We start from the raw sequence: 26988 nt of genomic DNA on the forward strand, positions 1-26988 counted from the left end.
ATGTTCAAGGGCCAAAGTCGCTCTGCGAATGGCTGAATACGTGGCTTAGCAGAGCAACTTTGGCCCTTGAACATTAAACGTTAAACATACACCCGCTCGTAGTATTCCGTTGCCATTCGTTCTGCGGTGAAATACGCCAGCACGTCGGTCATGCTTTGCGTCACTAATGCCTGCCAGTCGTTTGGGCGGTCGTAGTAGGTGGGCAGGATATGCTGCTCCAGCAAGTCGAAGATACCGTTGCGGTCATGGGCGTCCCGGACATCGGCGGTGGCCTGCGGGTCGGCTTCGGGCACGATGAAACTGTTCACGCCCGGTTTGGCAAATTCGCAAATCCACCCGTCGTTCGTTGATAGGTTGATAGCTCCGTTCATGGCGGCGGTCATGCCAGACGTACCTGAGGCTTCGCGGGGTACAACGGGCGTATTGAGCCACACATCGGCGCCGTCTTTAAGCGCTTTCGACAAGGCCAGTTCGTACCCCGTCAGCACGGCCATGTTGGGGTGCAGGTAGCTACGGTAATGCAGCCGGTTGAAATTCTGCTTGGCTCCTTCATCAAACGGATAGGGTTTACCCGCCCATATGATCTGAATTGGGTACGTTGAATTGGACAGCAGCTTTACAAAGCGCTCCTCGTCGGCCAGTAGAAGGTCAGGGCGTTTGTAGGCCGCAAACCGACGAGCCCAAACAATCGTCAACACGTTGGGGTCGAACAGTTTACCTGCCTGATCGGCCACGATATTCAGCAACGGTTGTTTCATGGCCCGTTTGCGGATGCTCATCGCTGAGGCGTCTTTACTCCGGTAGGCATCAGCCAGTTGCGTATCGGCCCAGTAGCGGTAATTCTGCGCGTTGGTCACGTGCGTTATTTCACAGATGTCGGGGTACTGCCCCCACATTTTACGTGCTACTTCGCCGTGCAGCTTCGATACGCCATTGGCACGCCGGGCCATGCGCAAGGCCGCCAGCGAATGATTGAACACATCTTCGTGAATACCCGTCAATTCGCGAACCTCATTGAGCGGGAGGCCACCGAAGAAGCTCAGGTTATCCAGGAAATGGATATTATGCTTTTCGTTACCCGCCTCTTCCGGCGTGTGGGTCGTAAAGATCAGCCGTTCCCGCAGCGTTTCTTTCGACTTATCGAACTTCTGATACAGGTGAAACGCCGCCGACAAGGCATGCGCTTCGTTGAAATGATACACGTCCGGGCTGTAATCGATCTCATCCAGAAATTTTGCACCGCCGAGCCCCAGCACCATACACTGCGCTACTTTCAAGGTGGGATCGTTGTCGTAGAGCCGGTACGAGATAGAGCGGGCCTGTTCGTCGTTTCCATCCACATCAGTGGTAAGAAAGAACATGGGCACCGTGTTGAAATGGACCGGATCGAGGTAGTAGGCACGTACCCAGATTGGCCGATCAAACACATTGATGGTAAAATAAGCGCCGGTATCCTGCAAAAATGAATAGATCTTCTCGCGAAAGAGCACCCCCATCGAATTATCCGGCATACGTACCTGATCATAGTACCCCTGCTTCCAGAGCATTCCGATACCAATCAGGTTTTGCCTTAGGTCGAAGGCACTTTTCATATGTGACCCAGCCAGAAAACCCAGCCCGCCCGAATACGTTTTCAATGCCTGATCCACAGCAAACTCCATCGAGAAGTAAGCTACCGACTTAGAAAAACGCGGATCAATCGCATATGGATGCTGAAAAGCAATGGGTAATGTAGTTGCCATAAAGTCAGGTTAAGAGTACGATGGTAAAGGTAAGTAAACCGTAAGATAAAGGACTTGATGCTTAAAGTCCAATGTTCAGCGTTGCTTTGCTGATGGCTAGCTCACATATCTAGCGATCAGCAGAGTAACGTTGACCATTGGACCTTACACGTTAAACTTTTTTTAAACCGGTAACGCTTCTTTTGCCCGATCAAACGCTTTACCAACTTTATAGCGGGCTTTACCGTACTGATACTGAGCGTTCAGTCTGTCGGCCAGTGGTGCATTCCGATACAGTGCGGCCAATGCAATACCCGTTACAGCGACGGCCGCCAGGCTCAGGCCGATTGTCCAGGCCGATTCTTTACTTTCCTGGGCGACCTGTTCTTTCGGTGTATTGAGCGTACGCATCTGGCCAGCCAGCATTTGCTGAGGAGCCACGTAGGCCATCACTTCGGTCACTTTGTTCTTCATGCCACCCGGCACCACCTTCGCCTTTCCGGCCATCAGCCCATCGTAGCCATCTTTGGCCACCATCGCTGCATCGTCAAGGATTTCGGTAGCCAGCGTATCGGCGGCGCCTGCTTTGTTGAAAAAATCGGTATCGGTTGCATTTGGCATCAGTGCCGTTATCGTCACATTGGTGTCTTTCAATTCATTCACCAGCGACTGCGTCAAATTCCATACGTACGATTTGGTTGCGGCATAAACAGCCTGAAGCGGGAAGGGAGTGATTGACACAAGCGAAGCCAGATTCAGAATCTTTCCTTCGTTGCGGGCCACCATGTCTTTCAAAAACAGCTTGGTCATCAGCGTCGTGGTGAGCACGTTCAGGTGAATGAGCGATTTCTCTGTCTCCCAATCGGTCTCGTTGGCGAATTTGCCATAGGTCGATACGCCCGCGTCATTTACCAGCACGTCGACGGTGATACCCTTGGCTTTCACCTGATCGTAGACATCCTGTGCGGCGTTTTCTTCCGATAAATCCTTACCGATCACCAGCACGTTTTCGGTGCCATAATTCATTTCGAATACTTCGCTGAGGCGGTGAAGGGTTTCTTCGCTCCGGGCCACCAAAACAAGATTAAACCCATCCTGGGCAAACAATTTGGCCAACTCCTGACCAATTCCACTCGAAGCACCCGTAATAAGTGCTGTCTTTCCGGTTCCTTTTTTCTGATTCATAACGTTGGTTTTTTAATGTACCATGTATGATGAACAATGTACATTGTCACTGTTGGAGGACGTACCTGAGCGAAGCCGTTGTTCATTGTTCATCATACATGGTAATTACTTTTTAAAGCTTATTCGGTCTGCCGAAGAAGTAGTTTACACCGAAGCGGAAACGGCCGCCTTTGTTGCGACCCGCCAGCGCATCGGCCTGATTGAAGTAGTTGCTTTCAAGGGCCAGTTCAGCACCGAGGTTTGGACGAATCCAAATCATGGTACCAATTTCCAAATTGACACTCTGGTAGCGAGCCTTCTCGTCGGCTCCAATGTTGCTCGACTTCTCGCTGCCAAAGTTGTAGCCAAACCCACCAAAACCGCTGATTCGCGTACGGAAGGGATAATAGCGCAGGAAAACACCCGTCTGACTAGCCCGGTAGCTGGTGTTCAACCGACTGTCGAAGCTAAACTGAAGGCCAGCCATCAGGCCGGTGTTGAGGAAATAACCGACGCGGGGCGCAAAAGCCAGGTACGTGCCACTGCCCGACCCGGTGCCAAAACCTAGCGACGCGCTGCCCATCATACTACCCTTCTGGAACCAAGTAAGTTGGTTACGCTCCTGATACGACCGGCTCTCTTCGTATTCTTCCCGAAATTTCACTTTCGCCCGGTCCGTAGCCTCGTTCACATCCTGCTTTACCTCCTCTGTCTTCTGGTTAATTCGTTCGCGCCGGGATGCTGAATCGGGCTGCGATCGGCTGTCCTGAGCAAATCCGCCTGCCGCGCAAGCCGCCATCAAAGCGGCAGTGTAGATAATCGTTTTCATAGCTAAGTTGAGTATGTCAATTTCTCTACTAACTAGGTAGATTCTGTTTGGTTTACCATAAAAGAGTTTCAGGTTTCGCCTATCAGGTGCTACAGACCCTACTACAGTTCAACAAAAAAGAGCCCCGCCTACTACCAAATCGTAGATAAGCGGGGCCCTGGAAACCTGAAACTTGAGACATTGCTACCCTACTTCCCTCAACCGGGCCAGTAGTTTGCCAACCTGCTCGGCTGAGGTAGCCGGAAAATTGGCGATGCGGATTTGCCCATCTTTAAACTTACCATAGCCGCTGCCTACGATCATATCGGCTTCTTTCACGGCCGCAATGACTTCAGCCGCTGGGCGTGTGGTTTCGGCCACAATGACCGTCTGAGACCGGTGCCGATCTTCTTTCACGAAGGGCGTGAACCCGTCGTTTGATTCCAGAAATTTATAAATCTGTTTGGCCCGGTCTTCGGTTTGCCGACGGATGGCCGCAATACCGGTTTTATTCAGATCAGCGGCGATTTTCCCCAACAGGTAAATAAACAGCACGTTGGGCGTAGCGGGCGTCTCGAACGTCTGGTAATGTTTGTGCAGCATTGGCAATGTGTTATGCGCACCAATGGTCATGGACTCGTATTGTTGCAACCGCTCAGCTTTTTCCAGGCAAGCTTCGTTGGCAATCCAGACGCCCAGACCGGCGGGCATACCAAAGGCTTTCTGCACCGAAAAGAAGGCCGAATCCACCAGCGCGAAGTCCAGATCGGGGTATGGTGCCGACGAGACCATATCGACGCAGAACAGTTTTTTGCTGTACTTCCGCTTCAATTTATGGATTTCCGTTGGCCGAAACTGCACCCCCGACGAGGTTTCGTTATGCGTGATGGCTACGAGTTCGGCATAGTCGGGTACGTCAATTTCGGCGGCATCGAATCCCTGACCGAATGGCTTTTCGTTAATGTGGGCAAACTTGTGCAGGCTCAACGCATAGTCGTAGAATTTCCGGGAAAACGACCCGTTTACCATGTGAAAACTTTCGTGCTCCACGCAGTTGAGCAACATCCGTTCCCACACTTCGGAGGCCGAACCCGTGAAATAGATTCCGTGGCTAGCCGGAATGTTTAACAGCGTGCGAAGTTGCTCATCCGTGTACCTGTATATATCCCGGAACCGCTGGCTTCGGTGCGATATCGACCCAATTTGTTCATCCATCGCCGTTCTCAGGTGCTGGGCAAAGGTCGGATACAGTTCCGCCGGACCAGGAGTAAAGTAGGTGTTTGTCATAGGTTAATCCGTAAAATACTGCGCTGTCCAGCCAAGGCTGTCAGGTAAATCAAAATTGAATCGATTGAATGCCTTCGTACTGGTCAATAGATAAGCGTTGGCAGGGTCTTTTTTTTCATAGATCACGGGCATCCGCACGCCAATCAGGGAGTTGCACTGGGCTTCCGTCAATCTACTTTTGGCCTTCCCAATGCAGGTATACACCCGATCGTTAACCCGGTAATCGGCATAGGCATCGTACCACCTGCGTTTCCCGTTACCGGTTTTGACAAACTTACTAATCGTACCGGTTGTGAATGCCTGATCTTCCCGGATCGCCTTGCGCTGGCTATTCCGGTAGAAAGCGCCAATCAATATTGGAGTCATTCCAATCAGAAAAGAAAAAGAAAGCAGGAGCATTTTCCAGGTGAACACCACCTTTTGAGGATCTTCTTTCTTTTCCATCTACGTTCAGTTTTGTTAATACAGCAACCGGAATCGAATCGTGTTATCAATGTCTTTCAGCTCCTGCACAACCTCGTCGGCGTAATCTTTCGAGATGTCGGAGATAACGTACCCAATGGTTTCGTTGGTCTTCAGATACTGGCCCTGAATGTTAATATGATATTTGGCAAATATGTTATTCATTTTCGCCAGAATCCCAGGTACGTTGGCGTGAATGTGCAGCAGCCGGTGCGAATCATGAAGCAGCGGCAACTGCAACTCCGGGAAGTTTACGCTGCCGTAGGTGCTTCCGTTGTTCATGTAGCTGAGTAATTTGCCCGGCACAAACTGACCGATATTCGCCTGCGCTTCTTCCGTGCTGCCACCCACGTGCGGCGTCAGGATTACGTTGGGCAGGCCGCGCAGTTCGTTGATAAACTCTTCATTGTTGGTCTTGGGCTCGTACGGAAACACATCGATACCAGCCCCGGCTACTTTACCGGATTTGATCGCCTCGACCAGCGCCGGAATATCGACCACATGGCCCCGCGACAGGTTCATAAAAATAACACCCTGTTTCATCAGCCCGAATTCGCGGGCTCCGATCAGGTTTTTATTTTCTTTTCGACCATCGGTATGCAGGCTTACCACATCTGACACGGCCAGCAGATCGTCAATGGTCTGGCATTTACGGGCATTGCCCAGCGCCAGTTTATCCACCCCGTCGTAGAAGTAAACCTCCATGCCCAGCGCCTCGGCCACTACCGACAGTTGGGTGCCGATGTTGCCGTAACCGACCAATCCGAGTTTCTTACCCCGCACTTCAAAGCTGTTGACCGCCGATTTGTCCCACACACCAGCGTGCATTTTATTGCTCTTCGGAACAATACCGCGAATGAGCATAATCATCTCGCCAACAGCCAGTTCCACTACAGACCGGGTGTTGCTATACGGCGCGTTGAACACGGCAACGCCTTTCTCGGTGGCCGCGTCGAGGTCGATCTGGTTCGTGCCGATGCAGAACGCACCGATGGTCATCAGCTTGGGCGAGCTTTCGATTACGCGGCGGGTTACGTTGGTTTTCGAGCGAATTCCGAGGATGTGAACGCCCTGCAATGCCTCGATCAGTTCGTCTTCGTCGAGTGCGCCTTTGCGAACGTCGAGGCTAAACCCTTCTTTTTCGAGCAACGCTACGGCAATAGGATGCACGTTTTCGAGCAGGAGTACTTTGATCCGGCTTTTGGGGTACGATTGGCTGCGACTCAATTTATTATCGAATAAAAACTCGTCGAGTGAGGCCGCGATGTGATCTGCTTTGGCCACCACTTTGGGACGAGAAACGTTTTCTGTAAAGGCATAAAACCGGTTGGCCAGCCCCGATTCCCGGATTTCGTAGTCGGTATACCCATCACCGATGACGTACACATCGCCGTCGAAATTCAGTTCTTTAATCAGTTTCACCTTGCCCCGATCCTGCGACAGCGGGTTGGTGTCATCGCAGCCAATAATCCGGCCCTCATCGTCAAACTCGAAGGTGTTGGCATACACGTTTTCTGCCTTGATGCCAAGCGCCGTAACGATAGGCACGATGAACTCTTTGAAGCCGCTCGACACGATAAAAATCTGATCGGCGTGTTCGGTCAAAAACGCCTGGTTGCGCTGAAACGAATCGGACACCATCGTTGACAGGCGCTCGATCAGGGCCGGAAGCTGATCGCGGTGGGCGTTCAGCAGTTTCAGGCGCATGTGAATGGATTGGGCCAGCGATAATTCGCCCGACATGCCCCGGTCGGTGATCGTTTTGATCTGGTCGAGCACATCATCCCGTTCAGGACGGCCAGCCAGCGATATTTCGCCCAGGATGTCGAGCGCTTCTACTTTCGTAAAGGTGCTGTCGAAATCAATGACGTAATAGGTCTGGTCGGTGGGCAATGCCGTTGATTGGAACGTTGGCGGTTGGGTGGTCATCTGCAAGAGGATTAATAAATCAGGTTGTTGTACATCAATCAGTTATGAATTGGTTGCCAGTGCCAGACTGACTCTCGCGATGAAGTGTAGGTACGTTATCCGATGGCTTGAGTGAGAAATTGAAGCACTCGTTCTTCGGCGTAGGTAGGGGCCTGCAAACCGTTGGCCGACGGGAAGCCACAGTGGCCGCCCTGCTCTGGAAACTCCATCCAAACACAGGTGAGTTCCTTTGCCAACGCCTCGGGGAAGCATTCAGGGGACAAAAATGGGTCATTCCGGGCATTCAGGACCAATGTAGGCACCGTTATTTTCGACAAAAAGGACAATGAGCTGTTCCGGGTGTAGTAGTCGACTACCCCGTCGAAACCGTGCAGCGGTGCTGTAATGAGATCATCGAACTCCCGAAGCGAGCGAATCCGGCGCAGATCAACCGTGCGCATAGCATCGGGTAACGTACCTGCTTTCAGCTTTACTTTTTCTTTCAGCGTTTTCTGAAATCGACGATTATACACCATACTGTCCCATTTTTCCAGTCGATCGGCGGTGGTCAGTAGCTCAAGCGGAACCGAGACTGCAACGCCCCGTTTTATAGCCGGATGAAGCTGTTCCTGCTGCTCGCCCAGGTATTTCAGCATGATGTTTCCCCCCGCGCTGAACCCAACCAGATGGATGGTTTGGTAGCCCGCTGCCAACGCCTGCTGAATGACCGTGTGCAGATCGCCCGTTTCGCCGATATGGTAAAAACGGGCCTGCCGGTTCATCGTGCCCGAACACGAGCGGTAATGCCAGGCCAGGCAGTCGAACCCGTACTGATTGAGCAGCCTTACCGTACCGGCCACATACTGCCGGGTGGTATCGCCTTCAAGGCCGTGCGAGATAATGACAAGCGGATTTTTCACCGACGGCTGCTGCCGGGGTGCCTCGCTCCAGTCCAGATCCAGAAAGTCATCGTCGGCCGTTTCGATGCGCTGCCGAACGTACCTGACGGAAATTTTACGAAACAGCGAGGGAACGATGGTCTGTAAATGACCAGTCCACAAGTAAGCGGGCGGGCGGTACGGAGAGGCGGTGATCAGCGGCATACCAGCAAAAAAAGGTCGCTACGTTCGGCGTAGCGACCTGCAAAGGTAAAACGTATGTTCGGGTTGACCGACCTACCGTATGCTGATTAGGTCATCGCTGTATATAACTGTAGAAGGGCGGAAACCAGAAGTAATCAGCGCCTTCGATAAAATAGGTCCGGCAGGTGTAGGGCTTGTCCCAGGAAGACGTGCATTGGTATAGACTTTCTTCCCGGTCGTAGGCAGCCTTTATTTCATTCCCGACTGCTGCTTCACAGCCAGTTGCTGCCCCATAAAAGCCGCTGATATACCACCGAAAGCACATCCATTTGCTCAGTACAGGTTTGCCCTTACTAAGCTGCGGTTTCCATTTGCCATTGAGCCGCACAAGCTGACTACGGATCGAATCTTTCTCAACGGCAGGCCCGCCATCAATCTGAAGCGAATCCAATAAACCCGTTTTGCTGATTCGAAAACGAACGGTGATAATGGATGTGTGGTCATTCGCTTCACGATACCACAGCCGTATTTTCGCCTCCCAGCTTGTGCCATCCCGTAACGTTGGCGGCTTGTTGGCGGTGTTGGCAGTCTGCGAAAAGGCCAGATCGGAACACCAAAGCAGGCCTACAGTAAACCACCATTTCCATGTACTCGCAACGTACTCCATCGGTAGTGACCTTGTAATTGATAATCAATTTACTCCTAATCGCAATAACGCTTCATTTCTCTCAGTTAAGCCAGACACTTAGCGCATCTCTATGACATACACAGGCTCCAGTAACCATTCGTTGGGCGACACTCTGATCAGCCTTGTGGGTTCCTTGCCGAAAAGATTATCCCACATGACTCTCATCTGATTGAACGACTGACTGGAGGGACAGGGCAGGTCAAGGGTGAATGAGGCCATGACTGGGATCGTAAACCAATGTCCGTTCATTTTGGCACAATTTTTACATTCCCAATACTTCTCGCTTTCACGAATGCCCTCTTTAAAGAAGTCGATCACTTGCCCTGGTAACTCGCCGGCAAACGCCACGCTATCAATCTTACCCGTTTGAGCAAGATGAAATCGATATGAACTAAGGCTGTGTAAGCATTTAGGGCCCATCGGTCTTTCTCTCTGCCGCCAATCAGTCAGGTAGAAGCCCATCGAAACCACTTTTTTTGACCTCGGCTCTACATAGTTGAACGTTGGTGGAACTACCTTTTGAGAAATCCCTTCTGAAGGGAATAAAAGTGAAGCTAAGAGCCAAAATAGGCTTAGTAAGTTAGTGGTTACACTTCGTTCCTTTGTAGCCATTTTTGTAGTTTTCACTTATCAGTTTAATAGTTGTCGCTTTGGCTGGGTCTAAGCTTTTTAGTGTTTCCCAAGCAGATGTTCCGTATAATCCAGCCCATGATAAAGCCATAGCATCTTGGGCAGTTACACTAAATATGCCTACTAAAGCCTCAGCCATTGGTTTGACATATTCGACGGCCATATCATTATGCTGTGCGTCTTCATACAGAGACCTACCTTTAGTTTCATTGTAATATCCATGTACTAACTCATGAATGATTGTTGCTGCAACATACTCTTTAGTCGCCAAGCCTAGAGCTTCATGATTCAGATATACAGTGCCGTATTGAAGTCAACGCAGGAACGACCGTTCTTAGAGTTACCGGTAGCAGCACCCGTAAAAATGCGGCCTTTTATCACCCCGTTCTTCACGATCCACCCTTTCACCGGGTGCCCTTCCCAATCCAGCACCCGTACCTTGCCCGTAAACGTTTGGGGGTCTTTCCACCAGTTTTTCGGGTCATCAGGCTGCGGCACTACCAAAAAGGCATACCGCTCGCCGTTCTTCTCCATCACCACCAACTGCAACGGAGGCCTCAAACCAGGCGCGTGTCTCGTCGAGACCGACCACATCAGCCGTGCTAATGGCTTCCTGCCTTACGGGAGCGCAAGAGAACACAAGAATAGAGCACTGGTAAGCAGCGATACGCATAGCTTTCTCATCTTTTATCTTTTTAAGAATGGTTCGTGTCAAATATAAATAACCATTTTTTAAAAGATAAAATATAAATAAATAATCTTATAGTTGATTAAATAAACATTTTTAAATATATTCAATTGTTTTTGGTATATCTATTTGTCCATTTAAGCTAGTATCTAGTTAAACTTCATCTTGCTACACGGAACCAGCCGTGTACGACAAAAAAAGGTCGCTGCCTGATTGGCAACGACCCTACAAGATATACGGTAGGCAAGCTACTTCTCGGCCATCAAACGGGCTACCCGACGGATGCCCATAAACCGATTTTGATAATAGTCGGCGTGCAGGTAATCGAAACGGATACCGCCGCCCCAGGCCGAATGAATGAATTTTATCTGGTTACCAACCACTTCAGTGATCATGCCCACATGTCCGATGTGGCTTCCGCCCGATGAATGACCTTTGAAGAAGATCAGATCGCCGGGCTGTGCAAATTCACGCTCAACTTTCAGACCAACGTTTCCCTGAGCGGCACTTGAATGAGGCAGGTCAATGCCAAACTTACTGAAGCAGAACCGGGTGAATCCCGAACAGTCGAAGCCCTTGGGCGTGGTGCCACCAGACCGGTAGCGAATGGAAAGATGCTTCTTGGCAAAACCGATAACATCACTGACAATGGGAATCTGATCGTAAAAAGAGGCGGATTCTGTGTTGGCTGGCGCAGCTTTGTCAGCGGAAACAACCGGCTTCATGTCAACCGTTACCATCGCAAATTCGGCGTTGGTCTGGGCTTGGGTGATGCCAAACGAGACAGCGAAACAGGCTGTCAGGAGCACTTTCTTCAGCATAAACGGACAGGTTAAGTCGTAGTTACAGCAGCTAAACTATGCCTGTTCGGCTGAATGACCAAACAAATGATGGTTTTTTGTGCTGATTACCTTCTACACTAGTGTGGAATTATTACCACAACTATAGTTAACCTACTGGCTTATAGACTTTCAGTGTCCGTATTAAAATTTTGTGAATTAGACGCTCGTCAGGTACGTTGCCCGGATGCTATCGGCCCTCCAGCACGTCGCGTTCATGGTCGGTGAGGCTACCCATGCCCCGCTCGTTGATCTTGTCGAGAATACGGTCAATCTCTTGCTGCCGCTGAAATTTCGCGCCGTTGTATCGCTCGTCCCTCGTCTCGACTGGCGTCGCATTCAGCGAAAAACCACTGATGTACAACCAGTCGGGGCGGTTGATCAGGAACAACAAAAACGCGATGGTTGGCAATGATAACAGCAGCGCAATCGGCCAGTTCATGCGCAGTACATCCGGTTCGATAGCACACATACTCAGCACGCCGACCAGGGCACCGCCAAGATGGGCATCGTGACCAATGTTACCAAGCCGCGACTTGATTCCGTAGATCGAGAACAGGATATAGAACAGGCCGTACAGCCACGCAGGAATCCGAAACGGCATAAACAGCGGACTGATAGAAATGCCGGGGAACAGCACGATCACGGCGAAAATGACCCCGGCAATGGCACCTGATGCGCCCGAAGCCCGGTATCCGTAGTTGTTGCGGTTGATGAACAGCGACAGCAGATTACCACCGAGCAGGCTGGCAAAGTAGATGATCAGCACATGCCAGGGACCCGCTACGCGCTCCAGCGTACCGGCGAAGGCCATCAGCGAGTACATGTTGAAAAGCAGGTGTTTCCAGTCGGCGTGCACAAAGCCCGACGAAATCAGGCGGCTGTATTCGTTATGAATCAGGACGCCCTCGACAGAAAAGATGTAGCGAGCCATCAGTGACTCGCGCCGAAAGGCATTAAACGTGATCAGGCTGGTAATTACCAGGAGCAGAAGGCCAATACTGCCAAAAGAAGCCATAAACAAGCAGGTGGTTTTAACGCGTATATGCCTTGAAAACAGCAGCGCCGACAACTAAATTCATTACCGTTGACATAGCGGGCTGAAGGGGTCGCTAACCGAAATCGTTGCGCAAACGGCCGATGCGCTGTATACTTGCACCATCAAGTCAATACGGTGCTGCCCGCCAGGGACCAACAGCCCCCGTTGATTTATACAGATGAGGGGAGAGACCAGGCTCTGCGAACCTCAGGCAACCTACCCATTGGCAAGGTGCTACGTCCTGCCCGCAACAAGGTGTTCGTGGGGCATATAAACCAAATTGACCACATGCGCTCTACAAGCTTCCGACGCTGTATGCCCGTTTCGGGCTGTTAACGTCACCACCGCCAGTTCTACTCTGGCCCTCCCCTGCATTCCTATTCTTCCTGTATTCCTAACTTAAAGCCTCTGGCTATCACCACTCTATTTATGGCTAATCAACCTCAGTTTGAGACGCTCCAGCTCCATGCCGGGCAGGAAATCGACGCCGTGACCCACTCGCGTGCCGTACCAATTTACCAAACAACGGCCTATCAGTTTACCGACTCGGCTCAGGGTGCCCGCCTGTTTGCCCTTCAGGAATTCGGCAACATCTACACCCGCCTGATGAACCCAACCACCGACGTCTTTGAAAAGCGTGTGGCGGCTCTTGAAGGTGGCGTGGCGGCTCTGGCAACGGCGTCGGGCCATTCGGCGCAATTTCTGGCCATCAACAACATCACCACCGTTGGCGACAACTTTGTTACCACGTCGTTTCTCTACGGGGGCTCGTACAATCAGTTTAAAAACTCGTTCCGCAACATTGGGGTCGAAGCGCGTTTTGCCGACGGCGATAATCCGGCCAGTTTCGAGCCGCTGATCGACGACAAAACGAAGGCCATCTACCTCGAAACCATCGGTAACCCCAGTTTCAGCATCCCCGATTTCGAGGCGTTCGTGGCGCTGGCCAATAAATACGACCTGCCCCTGATCGTCGACAATACCTTCGGCGCGGGTGGTGCTATCTGCGCGCCGCTCAAACTCGGTGCCCACGTACTGGTCGAGTCGGCCACAAAATGGATCGGCGGACATGGCACCACGATGGGCGGCGTCATCGTCGACGCAGGTACGTTCAACTGGGGCAATGGTAAATATCCGCAGTTTACCGAGCCGTCGCCGAGTTATCACGGCCTGGTTATGAATGATGTGTTTGGCATTGGCGGCCCGTTTGGCAACATCCAGTTCATCATCCGTGCCCGCGTGGAAGGCCTCCGCGACTGGGGTCCGTCGCAGAGCCCGTTCAATAGCTGGCTGTTGCTACAGGGGCTGGAAACGCTATCGCTACGTGTGGAACGTACCTGCGAGAACGCCCTGGCTCTGGCGCAGTGGCTGGAGCAGCACGAACTGGTCGAGTACGTCAATTATCCGGGTTTGGCGAGCAGCAAATACAACGCGCTGTCCAAAAAGTACCTGACCCGTGGCGCTGGTGGTGTGCTGGCGTTCAAGCTGAAAGCCGGTCGTGAAGCGGGTGATGCCGTGGTGAACTCCCTGAAAATGGTGAGCCATCTGGCCAACGTGGGCGACGCCAAAACGCTGATCATTCACCCCGCCAGCACGACCCACTCGCAGTTATCGACCAACGACCAGACGGCCGCTGGTGTTGAGCCGGGCGTACTGCGCGTATCGCTGGGCATTGAACATATCAACGATATCAAAGCCGATTTCGAGCAGGCTTTCGCCCAGATTGAACAGGCTGTTCTTAATTAGTTTGTGGTTTGTTGTGTGTAGTTTGTGGTTGCTCCGCCGCTGCGGTGCGCTGCTAATGAGCGGAGCAACCACAAACCACAAACCACACACAACAAACCACAAACCCTTTCTTCTTTCCCCTCTTGCATTACTTCGACTATAAGTTTTCGTACTCCCTTGAATTAGGGGAGGAATTGCCTGGTTTCAGACTGGCCTACACTACCCGTGGAACAATCAATGCCGATGGCAGCAATGTGATCTGGATTTGCCACGCCCTTACCGGAAACGCCGACCCCGGCGACTGGTGGAGCGGTCTGGTTGGCACCGGCAAATACTACGACCCGGCCCGCTATTTCATCATCTGTGCCAATGTACTGGGCGGCTGTTACGGCTCAACCGGTCCGCTGTCGGTCAACCCGGCTACGGGCGAGCCGTTTTGCCATGACTTTCCCATCGTCACCATTCGCGACATGGTGGGGGCACTCGATCTATTGCGGCAGGAACTGGGCATCGAACAGATTCACACTTGCGTGGGCGGGTCTGTGGGTGGGCAGCAGGCGGTTGAATGGGCCATTGTTCAACCCAGGCTGATCAAAAATCTGATTTTGATCGCCACCAACGCCGTGTTTTCGCCCTGGGGTATTGCCTTCAACGAATCGCAGCGGATGGCGCTGGAAGCCGACCCCACCTGGGCCGACAACGTACCTGAAGCCGGACAGCTTGGCCTGAAAGCCGCCCGGTCGATTGCCCTCCTCTCCTACCGAAACTACGAAACATACGCCTTTACCCAGGCACTCGACAACAACGAGCAAACCGATCAGTACAAGGCCGCCGGCTACCAGCGGTATCAGGGCGAAAAACTCGTTAGTCGCTTCAATGCGTTCACCTACTGGCTATTTACCAAGGCTATGGATTCGCATAACGTGGGCCGTAACCGGGGCAGTATTCCTAACGCGCTCGGCCTTATCGAAGCCAAAACGCTGGTCGTCGGTATTCATTCCGACGTACTGTTTCCGCCTTCAGAGCAACAGTTTCTGGCCCGCCATATTCCCAATGCGTTGTATGAAGAGATCAACTCGCTCTACGGCCACGACGGCTTTCTGATCGAATTCAAACCCCTGGCCCAGATTATCAGGAAGTGGGAAGCTACGTGATAAGTTGATGCATTGTGGCTTGTCAGAAGCGGCAATCGAGCATCTAATACCCGCCAACCAACATCTGATGTCAAGTACTGTGTATCTTGCAGGGTCATCTGGTGAAACACCGGGTAACGGGTTTGCCCGAAGCAACGCACTTACGAGTTACGAATCAGCCACATACGACCAATTATGCAATCACAAACTACGTCGCGCATTTTAATGATCCGCCCTGTCCGGTTTAGCTTCAACGAGCAAACCGCAGAGTCAAACGCGTTTCAGGATGCGTCACTGGCGGGTCGGCCAATGGATCAGGCGCAGGCCGACGCGCTGCGTGAGTTCGATGAGATGGTTCGGCAACTCCGGGCCAGTGGCGTAGAGGTAACGGTCTACAATGATACCCCCGACCCGCACACCCCCGATTCGATTTTCCCCAACAACTGGGTGTCGTTTCACTTTAGCGGTACGGTTGTGCTTTACCCCATGCAGGCCGAAAATCGCCGCCTCGAACGTCGTCAGGACATTATCGATGATCTGGCACAGCAGTTTCACGTCTCAAAAGTTGTTGACCTGACGTCCTTTGAGCAGCAGGGCAAGTACCTGGAAGGAACGGGGAGTCTGGTGCTCGACCGCATGAGCCGGGTCGCCTTTGCCTGCCTCTCACCCCGTACCCACCCGGATGTACTGGCCGAATTCAGCCGGCAGACAGGCTACAAAACGATCGCCTTTCACGCCGTCGATGAAACGGGCAAGGCCGTTTATCATACCAATGTGTTGATGTGCATCGGCGACTCATTTGCGGTAGTTTGCCTACAGGCTATTCAGGATCTTGACGAACGACTGATGGTTCGTCAGGAGTTGGAGCGGCTTGGCAAACGGATCATTGAAATCACCATCGAGCAAATGAATGCCTTCGCCGGGAATATGCTGCTGGTGAAAACGACACGCGGCCAGAAACTGCTCATCATGTCGAAGCAGGCCCATCAGTCACTCACCGAAAAACAGATCGACGTGCTGGACGACTATGCCTCCCTGCAAATCGTTGATCTGGCTACGATCGAGGCCAACGGTGGCGGGTCGGCCCGTTGCATGATGGCCGAAGTACATCTACCGGTCAAGTAACTGGTAAACGGATTTGCTGGCATCAGTGTTACCCCATTATGGAACCAGTTACAGACCAAACCACCCTGCCTCTTCCCGGCAAACAGCCAGTCAAGTCTAGTGTGTCGGCCCCGCCAACGCGCTTTGGGGCTTGTCTGCTTTTTGCTGCGAATGCCCTGGCCCGGTCCGTAACGGCAGTGGGAGATGGTGAGTTTGCCAAGATGGGGCTCTCCTACTCGCATGCTTACCTGCTGAGCGAAATTGCCATGAATCCGGGGACAACACCAACGTACCTGAGCGAAACGTTGTTTCTTACGCCGTCTACCATCACGCGGTTAATTGAAAAACTGGAGAGCAAAGGATTAGCCCGTCGGGAGACAGTAGGCAAGTATACGATGGTGTTTGCCACAGAAGCAGGTGCTCAACTGGCCCCGGCCGTAACCGATGCCTGGCAAGCCAACTGGGCCAAGTTTACCGACGTACTGGGCGAAGAGGAAGCGATTGCGCTGACGAAGCAGATTTTTGCCGCCGCTGAGCGCTTTAGCGACGCTGATACAGATGAATAGCCGGCCGCAGGTTATTGAGCTGATGGATTGTCGATGTGCATGTCGGTAACATTCCAGCAGGTCAACCCCGGCGAATCTTTGCATTCAAACAGCGCAAATTCGTTGATGCCCGGTGAAAGTCGCTCGAAATAAAGGACAAATTTTGCTTTTTCGCCTGCCTGAACATCGATATGGTCGGGTGTCAGCCGTATACCTTCCGCTTTCACAAACGCAAAGGTTTCTTTCCCATCAGGGCTGATCAGTTGAGCCTTCGGATCAATCGAAATCTGGGTGGATGCACTACTGCCATACTGACCACGGGCATGGTCGAAGGTCATGTAGAGAACGGTATATTTTGCGGTCAGACGAATATCGGTCACGCTCAGTTGCGCGTCGTTGCTGTGGCCAAGTCCACCAATCGGATCAGGCAGAATACGCCGGTTCAGTTCCTCTATTGGCGAGGCCTTCACATAATACTCCGTTTCGTCGGCTGGCTGATGGCCGGGGGTTGGCCGGGTGGTTGTGCAGGCTACGAATAGTCCGCAGAGGGCGGTTAAAAGCAGGAGCCGTTTCATCGGAACAACTTGTTGAGAAGCAATGCGTATATGTGAAACCTGAATTCTGTTCATTGAGTTAGTAAACTAGCAAAAAATTCAGTTAATCGCCACTTATGAACTACGCTCAACTAGCCACCAGAACCCTGCTACTCCTGTTTCTTTCTTTTTCGGGTCTGGTTTCCTGCAAAAAAGACGATCCGGCTCAGGCTATTGCCGCCCGCGCCGACCTGCTGGTAGCCAACGACTGGCGGCTGACCCGCATCACCGATACCAACGGCAGCGTCATTGCGGTAAATCGGCTCGGAGTTGGTGCGCTGGCCCTCAACTTTGCCGATATTCAGTTTACCGATAAGAATGTTGCCCGCGCCATCGACCGCAGCACCAAACAGATTATCAACGGCGGCACCTGGTATCTTGTCCAGGAAAACACAGCTCTCGACGTAAACGTGACCGGATTCGCTGGTATCTTCCCCATTATCGACCTCTCGAAAACGAAACTGATCATCCGCCAGAATACAACTGTCGATGGTCAAAAAACGGATGTTAATCTGGAGTTCGCCCCGTCCGTTTAGTGGTTTCCAAACCTACAAGGTCCAAAAAGACCTTACAGGTTTATGATCTTCGCCCATGCCCGTCAACATAAAAGAGCTTTTTACCACTATCGCGCATCCGGGACGAGTGGACTGGATTAGTATTCGGCCCCAGCGGAACGTACCTGTGGAGCCGGTAGACCAAGTGACCATTTCCGAACAGAACGGCCTACTGGGCGATCACTATTCGGGCCAGAACGGCAAGCGCCATATTACGCTGATTCAGGCCGAACACCTGCCTGCTATCGCCGCTTTTGTGGGACTATCTGAAGTAGACCCGTCTCTGCTAAGACGCAACATTGTGGTGTCGGGTCTGAACCTGCTCGCGTTGAAAGGCCAGCAGTTCCGGCTTGGCAACGAGGTAATTCTTGAATACACCGGCGAGTGTCATCCCTGCTCAAAGATGGAAACCGCCCTCGGCGAAGGCGGCTATAACGCTCTGCGCGGCCACGGTGGCATTACTGCCCGCGTCATCAGTGGCGGCCAGGTACGTGTTGGCGATGAGGTGAAGTTGGTGTGAAGTCAACGTTTGAAGTCCAATCTCCAAGGTAGCTTTGCTAAGCAGCATCGCCTCTTTGGAGATTGGACTTTAAACGTTGAACCTAAATCATCGCGGCCTAACCAGCCGGTCCCAGGTCATTTCGGTGAAGTCGGTGATGACGTCGTTGGTCACTTCGGCCAGTTCATCAGTGGTATGCGTTGTTGCCACACCGATGACGCGGGCACCAGCAGCACGACCGGCTTTTACACCCGTCATCGAATCTTCAAAGACAACTGATTCTTCTGACGATACGCCGAGCATGGCCATCGCTTTCAGGTAGATCTCGGGGTCGGGTTTGGGACGGCTAACCAGTTTTTCGTGTAGCAACTCGTCGAAAAAAGGGCGGAGTTCCAGCGCGTCCATCACAAAGTCCAGGTTCTCGACGGGTGCCGACGTAGCCACTGCCGTTTTGATGCCGTGTTCTTTCAGCGTGGTCAGAAAGGCGACCAGACCCGGCACGGCCATGATGTCAGGTGCATAAAGCTCGCGAAAAAGTGCTTCTTTCTCATAGGCTAACCGGTCGAAATCAGCCACATCAACCGATTGATCGGGGAACAGATGGCCGAGAATAGCCCGGTTATGCTTGCCGGATACATACTCAACAAACTCCGCGTCAGAGAGCGTCCGGCCATGTTGTTCGTAGTATTTCCGCCAGGCAATCTGATGGTGCGGGTTAGTGTCGGCAATCACGCCGTCCATATCGAAGATCACTGCTTTGAGCATGAGAATGGTCTAGGGGTAAACGTTAAAATAGCTTTACAAATCGGCTGATGAGCGCTGAGCCGAGCAGCATGAAGGCCACGAACAGAACACCCCAGTTCAAACCAAACCCTTCGGCAATGAACCCAATAATTGGCGGGCCAGCCAGAAACCCAACGAAACTAAACGTAGCGAAGGTCGCCAGTCCGGCAGCGGGTGCGATATTGGGAATGCGCAAGGCTGCTGAATACAGGATCGGTGCGCCGAGTGAACTACCCGCCCCAAGCAACGCAAACCCGATCAAGGCCGCAACCGGTGTAGGAATAACTACGGCCAGCACCAGACCAGCCGCCCCTATAAGTCCACCCAGCAACAACCAGCGCCGGGCCCCAATTCGGGGTATAATAGCGTCGCCCATGAACCGGCCCAGCGTCATCGTCAGCGAAAAGGCGCCAAAGCCCAATGCCGCCACCTGGCTGGTCGTTTTCAGTGTATCGCGCAGGTAGACCGCACTCCAGTCGAAAGCCAGTCCCTCACCCATCGCTACGGCAAGCCCGATAAAGATCATGAGTAGCAGATCGAGGTTGGGCCGCACAAACGAGGCCGACTTTTCAGGCGGTACCACCGGAATCGATAGTAAAACAGGGCGAACAAGAAACGTAATCAGCAACACGGCAATGGCGACACCAGCTACATGAAGGCCCGGCGGCACATGATTGGCAATGGCGATACCAGCCACCAGCGAACTTAGAATTCCGCCTACACTCCACATGCCGTGGCAGGACGACATGATGACAATGTTGTTTGCTTTCTCAACATCGGTAGCCAGTGTATTCATGGCCACATTGATCAGCGCACTACACAGTCCGACCAGGTAGAGGCCAACCACCAGCATGGGTACGTTGGTGGCATTGACGGGAATGAGCAGGCTGCAGCAGAGCGCAATGGCCGCCCAGAAACAGGCATTGGCCTGACCCAGTTTACTCACGATCCAGGCCGTAAGCGGGTTCATGGTGATCAGCCCGGCGGGCATGGCAAAGAGCGTCATGCCCAGTTGCCCCTCCGATAGTTGAAGCACCTCTTTTACGTGCGGGATGTGCGCCACCCAGCTACCAAAAACCAGGCTCTCGGTAGCAAAGACCAGCCCAACGGCACGCGCCTGGACGTCGCTGAAGAAGACAGACAAGTGCCGGGTGAAGGAATGGATCGGTTGAGCAGATGAATTCATGGCACAAAGATAGGGCCGTATAATCCCGAACGATGTTCTTTCATTTACGGGTTATGATGCTGTATTGATCTTTTCACTGCCGAAAACGACCAGAATTGACTATAAATACGTTAACTTAGCACTATAGCAGTTCGTTCCAGGTACGTTAGTGGAGCATCAGGCAACGTACCCAAGCAACTCAACACCTTCGTGATTCCATGCGCCTGCAATTCGAGAAAATAGAGCCAGAGCCAGACAGTTCCTTTAAAGTGGTACACCTCACCAGTCCGCAGACTTGCTGGGTGTACTGGCATTACCATCCTGAATATGAAATCGTTTACATTCCTGAAGGGAACGGGCGGCGGCACGTCGGACAGCATGTGTCCAATTATGAAGACGGCGAGCTCATATTCATCGGTCCAAATATTCCTCACCTGAACTTTAGCTACGACAAAGAGGGCGATTATGAAGAGGTAGTGGTTCAACTGCGCGACGATTTTATGGGCAGCGAATTTCTTCAGAAGCCCGAGATGGAGGTCGTAAAACGGCTCTTCAACCGGGCCGGTCAGGGCCTGGTTTTCGGGGCCGATACAAAGCAGGTAGTAGGGCCGCTACTCATGGACATGCCCAGGCAAACTGGTTTTGACAGGCTATTATCCTTATTGGCTATTTTTCAGAAACTGGCACAGGCCCCTGATGTACAGCCGCTTCAGGCCGCTGGTATTCAGTTTACCGTTGACCCGAAAGAAGAGCAGCGCATAAACCGAATCTATAGCTACGTGGCCGCCCATTATGCCGAGCCAATTGACCTGAGAACGGTGGCTGATTTAGCGAATCTGACCGTTCCGGCATTCTGCCGCTATTTCAAGCGCATGACTCACCTGACATTTTCTGACTTCGTCAACGAATACCGCATCAGTCAGGCGCGACGCTTATTACACACCGACCAGACCATTGCTGCCATTGGAGCCGATGTGGGGTATACAAACCTCTCGCATTTCAATAAAACATTCAAAGCAATTACCGGACAAACGCCAACGGCCTACCGCAAACGATTGCCGGTTTGACTACGCAGTTGACTACCACCTACACTTGAGCTGCCTTAGGCAGTGGCTTGGCCTCTACGTCAATTCGCCGTATTTTTGCGCCGTTAACCAACTCATTATCTGTGGTTAATAACCAGTCAACTTATAGTTTTCCAGCGCTTTGCCACGTTACGTCCGCTCACTTTTCTGCCTGTTTTTCATAGGAATGCTGTTTACCAGCCAGACAGCCGGTTCTCCTAAACCTCGCAGCAAACCCATTTCGCATGCCAGACGTGTAGTCGTTAAATCGGCGCCGAAGCCAGCCGCCAACCGTCGGAAAGCGAAGCCCGAGAAAGCGACTGTAGCCAGAAAAAGCGCGGTGAAGAGGAAGAAATTGACGCCTGTTTCGCCCGCTGTTTTGACTCGGCTACCCCTCGGCGGCACCATTTTCTACCTGGCCTCAGGCCACGGCGGACCTGATCCGGGTGCTATCGGGAAGTATGGTCGTGAGCGCTTGCCCGAAGACGAGTATGCCTATGACGTGACCATCCGGCTGGCAGACTTACTCAAACGGCAGGGAGCCACGGTATTCATGCTGGTACAGGACCCCAACGATGGCATTCGGGACGACGCCGTTCTGAAGTTGGATCGGGATGAGGTTGCGTATCCTCACCAGACGATTCCACTGAACCAGACGGCCCGACTCGACCAGACCACTACCGCCGTTAACAAATTGTACGCCAGCCATAAAGCAGCTTACCAGCGGTTTATCACTATCCACGTCGATAGCCGCAGTCAGGGACAGACAATCGACGTTTTCTTTTATCACCACAGTAATAGTAAAGTCGGTAAACGACTGGCGAAACACATTCACCAGCGATTTAAAGCGAACTATAAACGGCACCAGCCCGACCGTCCTTACTCCGGCAATGTGTCGACCCGTAATACGCTGTATGTGGTGAAAAATAGTCACCCGCCTACGGTCTTTATCGAACTGGGCAATATTCAGAATAGCCTCGACCAACGGCGATTTTTATTGGCCTCGAACCGGCTGGCACTGGCCAACTGGATGATGCAGGGCATCATCGACGATTATCGGTCGCGATAAGCACACTCTGCGCCTCAAGTCCACGTTACATTGCGGAACCCGGAACAAGCGCTACGCATTACTTTTGTAGCATGCCTCTTTCGGCATCTGTATACAAACTGACCAATGCGTAAGCTTCCAGTCTTCATTATTCATTGTACTTTGTACATCCTCTTCGCCTGCACCACCTCCGACGATTACCTGGAACAGGGTCGAGCCTTACTACGGGAAGGTAAATCGCGGGAAGCGTTGACGGCACTGAATCAGGCCGTGGAGGCCGATGCCGACAACGCCGATGCGTTCAACACGCGGGGGGTAGCTTATTTCGAGTTGAAGGAATACAGCAATGCCCTGCTCGATTACGAACAGGCGCTGAAGTTGAAGCCCGATTTCTACCGACCCTATTATAATCGGGCTCTACTGAAAACGACCCAGGGCGATGCCCAGGCAGCGCTGAACGATTACTCCGAAGCTATTCGTTTGGCCCCCGACACAGCCCGATTGGCCACGTCGGAAACGTACCTGAACCGGGGTCAGTTGTTTGCGCTCCAGGGCCAGACCCAGCCCGCCCTGACCGATTTCGACCAGTCGATCAAGCTGAATCCACGTAATGCGCTGGCGCTTTACAACCGGGGTAACCTGCGGTTCAACGAGAAAGACCTTCCCGGCGCCCTCGCCGACTTTCAGGCCTGCGTGGCTGTTGACCCTACCTTTGGCAAGGCGTTTTACGGCCTCGGCTTAACGCAGGTACTTGCCAATCAACGCGATGCCGCCTGCCTTAGCCTCAAACAAGCACAAAAGCTCAACTACCCCGACGCTGCCAGCGCCATCGCCGCTTACTGTAATTGATAGTGACCCCTCCCCTGCCCCCTCCCCGTAAGGGAGGGGAATAGGCTCGAAGTACGCTGATGCGGTTCCCCTCCCTTACGGGGAGGGGCTAGGGGTGGGGTCAACGCACCGAAAAACTCAACACAGGATCGTCACTTCTCCCATTTCTAACCCATGCGTAAAACGCTAGCCCTCGTATTCGCTTTTCTGTTCGTTCTGTTCGCGGCCGTTCAATACAACGACCCTGATCCGCAGGTTTGGGTACCTATCTACGGGTTCGCGGCAATGGCCTGCATCATGGCTTTCGCCCGCATTGGGCAGGTCTGGTTTTTCGGGCTGATGGCCCTGATTTATGGTGTGGCCGCGGTATATCAGTGGCCGCCCGCTTTTGAGGGATTTCTGCTGAATGAGGTCGGCATGAAGACCGTGAACATCGAACTGGCCCGCGAATCGGGCGGGTTGGCCATCTGCGCCGTAGCCATGACCCTCATGGGCTGGCTGGTCAACCGGGATAAAAAAGCATAACTTCGTAGCTTATCCGATCCAACCGTCGGACCATCATCATGAACAAACTACTACTTTACCTGGGTGCCTTCGCCGTAGCGACAAGTGCGGTTGCCCAGAAAAAAGCAAAGAAAACAGCCGCTATTGCTCCTGTCAGCATCATGGCCACTCCCGCCACCGACCGAATAGCGGGCGCCACACAACGTACCCAGCTTACTCAGACATCGCTGCTCCAGAACGTGCCTGTCCGGTCAATCGGGCCTACGGTGATGAGCGGACGCGTGGTTGACCTGGCCGTGAACCCGCAGAACCCCAGCGAGTTCTACGTCGCCTACGCCAGCGGCGGGCTGTGGCATACCGACAATAACGGCATCTCATTTAGCCCTTTGTTTCAAAACGAAGCCGTAATGACGATCGGCGCGGTGGCTGTTGACTGGAAAACCGGCACCATCTGGCTCGGAACGGGTGAAGCCAACGCCAGCCGCTCATCCTACGCGGGCATGGGTTGCTACAAAAGCACCGATCAGGGACGTACCTGGCAGTTCCTGCCGGGTCTGGACGATACCCACCATATCGGTAAAATTGCCCTCCACCCTACCGACCCAAACACGGCCTGGGTAGCGGCTGTCGGGCATCTCTACACCGACAACGCCGACCGGGGCATTTACAAAACAACCGACGGCGGACGTACCTGGAAAAAGACATTGTTCATTGATAATCAGACCGGTGCCATTGATGTAGACGTAGACCCCACTAATCCGCAGGTGCTATACGCGGCCATGTGGCATAAAGAACGCAAAGCCTGGGATTTTGTAGAAAGTGGCAAAACGTCGGGCCTATACAAAAGCACAAACGGCGGCGACAACTGGACGTTGATCTCAGGTGGACAAAGCGGCCTTCCGCAGGACGATAAGACCGGACGCATGGGCCTGACGATCTTCCCCGGTAACACCCAAACGCTCTACCTGATCCTCGACAACCAGTCGTACCGTCCGGAAAAAGCGACCGATAAAAAAGCGGTTGTCGATGCCCGGAAGCTGACCAAAGAACGCTTGAAAGTAATCTCGAAAGACGAGTTCCTGAAAGCCGAAGACTCCTTCATTGCCGAGTATCTGGAAGAGCAGAACTTCCCCGAACGCTACACGCCCAAAGTGCTGAAAGAGCTGATTCTGGCCGACAAGATCAAGCCCGTTTCGATTCTGGAATATACCGACGATGCCAATTCGCGGCTGATCAACGCCGAAGTGATTGGCGCTGAAGTGTACCGTTCCGATAACGGCGGCACCAACTGGCGTAAAGTCAACGCCGACTTTCTGGATGGCGTATTCAACACCTACGGTTACTATTTCGGCAATGTATGGGTGGCGCCCAACAACGCCGACAAGATCGTGATCGCGGGCGTGCCGGTCATTGGCTCAGAAGATGGCGGCAAAACGTACCGGTCTATGGATCAGGACAATGTCCACTCCGATCACCACGCGCTCTGGATCAACCCGACCAATAACAAGCACCAGATTCTGGGTAACGACGGCGGCATCAACATCACCTATGATTCGGGCAAAAGCTGGTTCAAGGCCAACACGCCCGCCGTGGGGCAATTCTACGGCGTGGCCGTCGACATGGCGAAACCGTACAACGTGTATGGTGGCTTGCAGGACAACGGCGTCTGGACGGGCCCCAGCACCTACCGCGCCGACTACGACTGGCAGGCGAGTGGCCGGTACCCGTATCGCTCGCTCATCGGCGGCGACGGCATGCAGGTACAGGTCGACTGGCGCGACAACAACACGGTTTACTCTGGTTTTCAGTTCGGTAACTATTTTCGGGTGAACAAAGTCAGCGGCGAAATGAAACGGCTGGTTGTGCCTCCCACCGAAATAGGCGAAGCCAAGCTACGCTGGAACTGGCAGGCACCGATCCTGATCTCGCGGCACAACCAGGATGTAATCTACTTCGGCTCGAACCGGTTTCACCGCAGCCTGAACCGGGGCGACGAGTTCAAAACCCTGTCGGGCGACCTGACGAAAGGCCCCCGCGAAGGCGACGTTACGTTTGGCACGCTGACTACCATCGACGAGTCACCGCTCCGTTTCGGCCTGCTTTACACAGGCTCCGACGACGGGCTGATTCACGTCTCGAAAGATGGCGGCAACACCTGGGTACGTATCACCAACGGCCTGCCCGAAAACCTGTGGGTGACCCGCATAGCCGCTTCCGCCCATCAGGAAGGCACCGTTTATGCCTCGCTGAACGGCTACCGGAACGACCATTTTACGGCCTACGTCTTTTCTTCGACCGACTACGGCCAAACCTGGACAGCCATTGGCAAGAACCTGCCCGCCGAACCCGTTAACGTGGTCAAGGAAGACCCCAAAAACCCGAACTTGCTGTACGTCGGCACGGATCACGGCCTGTACATTTCGCTGGATAAGGGACAGACCTTTATGCCTTTAAGCGGTAAAGGGGCCGAAACCCGCCTCCCCGCCGTGGCAGTTCACGACCTGGTGGTTCACCCGCGCGATGCCGATCTGCTGGTGGGTACCCACGGTCGGTCGCTCTACACCGTTAACCTGGAGCACATTCAGCAACTGACCGACTCGATCCTGACGAAACCGCTGCACCTGTTTGCGCTCAAGCCAGTTACCGCCAGTACGGCCTGGGGGCGCAAGATTCCGTATGAAGAAACACCGACCTATTCGATGACGATTCCTTACGTGGCCAAACAGGCGGGACGTACCCAGGCCACCATTACGACGGATAAAGGGTTGATCCTCCGCACCTTGACCGACACAACCGAAGCTGGCCTCAACTACCTGACCTTCGATTACAGTGTCGACACTACGCAACGGGCCGCTTACCAGACGTACCTGAACGAAGGCAAAAAGAAAGACGCTCCCGCCATTGACCTGACCCTGGCTGATAACAAAAAGCTGTACATCCGCCCCGGCAAGTATAAAGTCACGCTTACACAAAACGGTCAGTCTGTCAGTCGGGAACTGGACGTAAAAGCGGTTGAACGCCGTTCGCGCCGCCCCGTTACGTTTGCCTCACCTGATGAGTTTGAGCAATGGCGCGAACAGGAAGAAGCCGAAGGTGGCGGTGAAGGAAAGTAAAAACAGGTCAACAA

The 26988-nt window shown here is 53.0% G+C and carries 27 protein-coding genes and 1 riboswitch; of the genes, 11 read left to right on the top strand and 16 right to left on the bottom strand.

What is annotated here, in order from left to right:
- Window positions 1–80: 80 nt before the first annotated feature.
- The 13 genes from glgP to ACFE8Q_RS07990 form a co-directional block, all read right to left on the bottom strand.
- Complete coding sequence (gene glgP, locus ACFE8Q_RS07930; protein ID WP_375444832.1) at window positions 81–1742, bottom strand: alpha-glucan family phosphorylase; 1662 nt, start codon at window positions 1740–1742, stop codon at window positions 81–83.
- Between the two features lie 162 nt (window positions 1743–1904).
- Complete coding sequence (locus ACFE8Q_RS07935) at window positions 1905–2906, bottom strand: SDR family NAD(P)-dependent oxidoreductase (protein ID WP_375444833.1); 1002 nt, start codon at window positions 2904–2906, stop codon at window positions 1905–1907.
- 112 nt (window positions 2907–3018) lie between these two features.
- Window positions 3019–3714 carry a hypothetical protein gene (locus tag ACFE8Q_RS07940; RefSeq protein WP_375444834.1) on the bottom strand — a complete coding sequence of 232 codons (696 nt, stop codon included), beginning with the start codon at window positions 3712–3714 and terminating at the stop codon, window positions 3019–3021.
- A 183-nt stretch (window positions 3715–3897) separates the two neighbouring features.
- Window positions 3898–4980, bottom strand: a complete 1083-nt coding sequence (locus ACFE8Q_RS07945) for an aminotransferase class V-fold PLP-dependent enzyme (RefSeq protein ID WP_375444835.1) — start codon at window positions 4978–4980, stop codon at window positions 3898–3900.
- Window positions 4981–4983: 3 nt separating this feature from the next.
- Complete coding sequence (locus tag ACFE8Q_RS07950; RefSeq protein WP_375444836.1) at window positions 4984–5424, bottom strand: hypothetical protein; 441 nt, start codon at window positions 5422–5424, stop codon at window positions 4984–4986.
- A gap of 15 nt (window positions 5425–5439) precedes the next feature.
- Complete coding sequence (gene serA / locus ACFE8Q_RS07955; protein WP_375444837.1) at window positions 5440–7371, bottom strand: phosphoglycerate dehydrogenase; 1932 nt, start codon at window positions 7369–7371, stop codon at window positions 5440–5442.
- Between the two features lie 95 nt (window positions 7372–7466).
- A complete protein-coding gene (locus tag ACFE8Q_RS07960) occupies window positions 7467–8453 on the bottom strand; it encodes a YheT family hydrolase (RefSeq protein ID WP_375444838.1) in 987 nt (328 codons plus the stop codon).
- Between the two features lie 91 nt (window positions 8454–8544).
- Window positions 8545–9099 carry a hypothetical protein gene (locus ACFE8Q_RS07965; protein WP_375444839.1) on the bottom strand — a complete coding sequence of 185 codons (555 nt, stop codon included), beginning with the start codon at window positions 9097–9099 and terminating at the stop codon, window positions 8545–8547.
- 78 nt (window positions 9100–9177) lie between these two features.
- Window positions 9178–9732, bottom strand: coding sequence for a hypothetical protein (locus tag ACFE8Q_RS07970; protein ID WP_375444840.1), 555 nt, complete (start codon window positions 9730–9732; stop codon window positions 9178–9180).
- Entirely contained in the window at window positions 9701–10021 is a 321-nt protein-coding gene (locus tag ACFE8Q_RS07975; RefSeq protein WP_375444841.1) for a hypothetical protein, read from the bottom strand. Before ACFE8Q_RS07975 ends, ACFE8Q_RS07970 begins: the two co-directional genes overlap by 32 nt.
- Window positions 10022–10038: 17 nt before the next feature.
- A complete protein-coding gene (locus tag ACFE8Q_RS07980; protein WP_375444842.1) occupies window positions 10039–10311 on the bottom strand; it encodes a hypothetical protein in 273 nt (90 codons plus the stop codon).
- A gap of 375 nt (window positions 10312–10686) precedes the next feature.
- Entirely contained in the window at window positions 10687–11259 is a 573-nt protein-coding gene (locus tag ACFE8Q_RS07985) for a C40 family peptidase (protein ID WP_375444843.1), read from the bottom strand.
- Between the two features lie 208 nt (window positions 11260–11467).
- Window positions 11468–12295: a rhomboid family intramembrane serine protease gene (locus ACFE8Q_RS07990; protein ID WP_375444844.1), complete on the bottom strand. Its 828-nt coding sequence runs from the start codon at window positions 12293–12295 to the stop codon at window positions 11468–11470.
- A 188-nt stretch (window positions 12296–12483) separates the two neighbouring features.
- A riboswitch (SAM riboswitch) is annotated at window positions 12484–12593 on the top strand.
- A 152-nt stretch (window positions 12594–12745) separates the two neighbouring features.
- Here ACFE8Q_RS07990 and ACFE8Q_RS07995 point away from each other — a divergent pair.
- The 4 genes from ACFE8Q_RS07995 to ACFE8Q_RS08010 all read left to right on the top strand — a co-directional run bounded on the left by ACFE8Q_RS07995 (window position 12746) and on the right by ACFE8Q_RS08010 (window position 16844).
- Window positions 12746–14062, top strand: coding sequence for an O-acetylhomoserine aminocarboxypropyltransferase/cysteine synthase family protein (locus ACFE8Q_RS07995; protein ID WP_375444845.1), 1317 nt, complete (start codon window positions 12746–12748; stop codon window positions 14060–14062).
- A 122-nt stretch (window positions 14063–14184) separates the two neighbouring features.
- Window positions 14185–15195 carry a homoserine O-acetyltransferase gene (gene metX / locus ACFE8Q_RS08000; RefSeq protein ID WP_375444846.1) on the top strand — a complete coding sequence of 337 codons (1011 nt, stop codon included), beginning with the start codon at window positions 14185–14187 and terminating at the stop codon, window positions 15193–15195.
- A gap of 174 nt (window positions 15196–15369) precedes the next feature.
- Entirely contained in the window at window positions 15370–16299 is a 930-nt protein-coding gene (gene ctlX, locus ACFE8Q_RS08005; RefSeq protein WP_375444847.1) for a citrulline utilization hydrolase CtlX, read from the top strand.
- A 38-nt stretch (window positions 16300–16337) separates the two neighbouring features.
- Window positions 16338–16844 carry a MarR family winged helix-turn-helix transcriptional regulator gene (locus tag ACFE8Q_RS08010; protein WP_375444848.1) on the top strand — a complete coding sequence of 169 codons (507 nt, stop codon included), beginning with the start codon at window positions 16338–16340 and terminating at the stop codon, window positions 16842–16844.
- An 11-nt stretch (window positions 16845–16855) separates the two neighbouring features.
- Here ACFE8Q_RS08010 and ACFE8Q_RS08015 read toward each other — a convergent pair whose 3' ends face one another.
- Complete coding sequence (locus ACFE8Q_RS08015; RefSeq protein ID WP_375444849.1) at window positions 16856–17398, bottom strand: hypothetical protein; 543 nt, start codon at window positions 17396–17398, stop codon at window positions 16856–16858.
- Between the two features lie 95 nt (window positions 17399–17493).
- On the opposite strand from ACFE8Q_RS08015, the gene ACFE8Q_RS08020 reads away from it, so the two are divergent.
- Both ACFE8Q_RS08020 and ACFE8Q_RS08025 read left to right on the top strand, forming a co-directional pair.
- The gene (locus ACFE8Q_RS08020; protein ID WP_375444850.1) at window positions 17494–17952 is read left to right on the top strand and encodes a hypothetical protein; all 459 of its coding nucleotides are present in this window, start codon (window positions 17494–17496) and stop codon (window positions 17950–17952) included.
- A gap of 55 nt (window positions 17953–18007) precedes the next feature.
- Window positions 18008–18490: an MOSC domain-containing protein gene (locus ACFE8Q_RS08025; protein WP_375444851.1), complete on the top strand. Its 483-nt coding sequence runs from the start codon at window positions 18008–18010 to the stop codon at window positions 18488–18490.
- 87 nt (window positions 18491–18577) lie between these two features.
- Here ACFE8Q_RS08025 and ACFE8Q_RS08030 read toward each other — a convergent pair whose 3' ends face one another.
- A complete protein-coding gene (locus tag ACFE8Q_RS08030; RefSeq protein ID WP_375444852.1) occupies window positions 18578–19234 on the bottom strand; it encodes an HAD family hydrolase in 657 nt (218 codons plus the stop codon).
- A 22-nt stretch (window positions 19235–19256) separates the two neighbouring features.
- Window positions 19257–20438, bottom strand: coding sequence for an MFS transporter (locus ACFE8Q_RS08035; RefSeq protein ID WP_375444853.1), 1182 nt, complete (start codon window positions 20436–20438; stop codon window positions 19257–19259).
- A gap of 197 nt (window positions 20439–20635) precedes the next feature.
- Between ACFE8Q_RS08035 and ACFE8Q_RS08040 the strand changes: the two genes are divergently transcribed.
- From ACFE8Q_RS08040 to ACFE8Q_RS08060, 5 genes are all read left to right on the top strand, one after another.
- Window positions 20636–21484 (top strand): helix-turn-helix domain-containing protein, encoded by an 849-nt coding sequence (locus ACFE8Q_RS08040; RefSeq protein WP_375444854.1) that lies wholly within the window; start codon window positions 20636–20638, stop codon window positions 21482–21484.
- Between the two features lie 139 nt (window positions 21485–21623).
- Window positions 21624–22550, top strand: coding sequence for an N-acetylmuramoyl-L-alanine amidase (locus ACFE8Q_RS08045; RefSeq protein WP_375444855.1), 927 nt, complete (start codon window positions 21624–21626; stop codon window positions 22548–22550).
- Window positions 22551–22691: 141 nt separating this feature from the next.
- Window positions 22692–23378 (top strand): tetratricopeptide repeat protein, encoded by a 687-nt coding sequence (locus tag ACFE8Q_RS08050; RefSeq protein ID WP_375444856.1) that lies wholly within the window; start codon window positions 22692–22694, stop codon window positions 23376–23378.
- Between the two features lie 153 nt (window positions 23379–23531).
- Window positions 23532–23882 (top strand): transmembrane 220 family protein, encoded by a 351-nt coding sequence (locus tag ACFE8Q_RS08055; RefSeq protein ID WP_375444857.1) that lies wholly within the window; start codon window positions 23532–23534, stop codon window positions 23880–23882.
- A gap of 38 nt (window positions 23883–23920) precedes the next feature.
- Window positions 23921–26974: a WD40/YVTN/BNR-like repeat-containing protein gene (locus ACFE8Q_RS08060; protein ID WP_375444858.1), complete on the top strand. Its 3054-nt coding sequence runs from the start codon at window positions 23921–23923 to the stop codon at window positions 26972–26974.
- Window positions 26975–26988: the final 14 nt, after the last annotated feature.

Origin of the sequence: uncultured Fibrella sp. (genome assembly GCF_964250085.1) — a bacterium.
GTDB lineage: Bacteria > Bacteroidota > Bacteroidia > Cytophagales > Spirosomataceae > Fibrella.

Coding starts and splice junctions, on each gene's coding strand:
- ACFE8Q_RS07985 (WP_375444843.1), bottom strand. CDS start 11,259: ATGCTGAAGAAAGTGCTCCTGACAGCCTGTTTCGCTGTCTCGTTTGGC.
- serA (WP_375444837.1), bottom strand. CDS start 7,371: ATGACCACCCAACCGCCAACGTTCCAATCAACGGCATTGCCCACCGAC.
- ACFE8Q_RS08015 (WP_375444849.1), bottom strand. CDS start 17,398: ATGAAACGGCTCCTGCTTTTAACCGCCCTCTGCGGACTATTCGTAGCC.
- ACFE8Q_RS08030 (WP_375444852.1), bottom strand. CDS start 19,234: ATGCTCAAAGCAGTGATCTTCGATATGGACGGCGTGATTGCCGACACT.
- ACFE8Q_RS08040 (WP_375444854.1), top strand. CDS start 20,636: ATGCGCCTGCAATTCGAGAAAATAGAGCCAGAGCCAGACAGTTCCTTT.
- ACFE8Q_RS07960 (WP_375444838.1), bottom strand. CDS start 8,453: ATGCCGCTGATCACCGCCTCTCCGTACCGCCCGCCCGCTTACTTGTGG.
- ACFE8Q_RS07970 (WP_375444840.1), bottom strand. CDS start 9,732: ATGGCTACAAAGGAACGAAGTGTAACCACTAACTTACTAAGCCTATTT.
- ACFE8Q_RS08035 (WP_375444853.1), bottom strand. CDS start 20,438: ATGAATTCATCTGCTCAACCGATCCATTCCTTCACCCGGCACTTGTCT.
- ACFE8Q_RS08020 (WP_375444850.1), top strand. CDS start 17,494: ATGAACTACGCTCAACTAGCCACCAGAACCCTGCTACTCCTGTTTCTT.
- ACFE8Q_RS08025 (WP_375444851.1), top strand. CDS start 18,008: ATGCCCGTCAACATAAAAGAGCTTTTTACCACTATCGCGCATCCGGGA.
- ACFE8Q_RS08010 (WP_375444848.1), top strand. CDS start 16,338: ATGGAACCAGTTACAGACCAAACCACCCTGCCTCTTCCCGGCAAACAG.
- ACFE8Q_RS07945 (WP_375444835.1), bottom strand. CDS start 4,980: ATGACAAACACCTACTTTACTCCTGGTCCGGCGGAACTGTATCCGACC.
- ACFE8Q_RS07935 (WP_375444833.1), bottom strand. CDS start 2,906: ATGAATCAGAAAAAAGGAACCGGAAAGACAGCACTTATTACGGGTGCT.
- glgP (WP_375444832.1), bottom strand. CDS start 1,742: ATGGCAACTACATTACCCATTGCTTTTCAGCATCCATATGCGATTGAT.
- ACFE8Q_RS08060 (WP_375444858.1), top strand. CDS start 23,921: ATGAACAAACTACTACTTTACCTGGGTGCCTTCGCCGTAGCGACAAGT.
- ACFE8Q_RS07950 (WP_375444836.1), bottom strand. CDS start 5,424: ATGGAAAAGAAAGAAGATCCTCAAAAGGTGGTGTTCACCTGGAAAATG.
- ctlX (WP_375444847.1), top strand. CDS start 15,370: ATGCAATCACAAACTACGTCGCGCATTTTAATGATCCGCCCTGTCCGG.
- ACFE8Q_RS07940 (WP_375444834.1), bottom strand. CDS start 3,714: ATGAAAACGATTATCTACACTGCCGCTTTGATGGCGGCTTGCGCGGCA.
- ACFE8Q_RS07990 (WP_375444844.1), bottom strand. CDS start 12,295: ATGGCTTCTTTTGGCAGTATTGGCCTTCTGCTCCTGGTAATTACCAGC.
- ACFE8Q_RS07965 (WP_375444839.1), bottom strand. CDS start 9,099: ATGGAGTACGTTGCGAGTACATGGAAATGGTGGTTTACTGTAGGCCTG.
- ACFE8Q_RS08055 (WP_375444857.1), top strand. CDS start 23,532: ATGCGTAAAACGCTAGCCCTCGTATTCGCTTTTCTGTTCGTTCTGTTC.
- ACFE8Q_RS07995 (WP_375444845.1), top strand. CDS start 12,746: ATGGCTAATCAACCTCAGTTTGAGACGCTCCAGCTCCATGCCGGGCAG.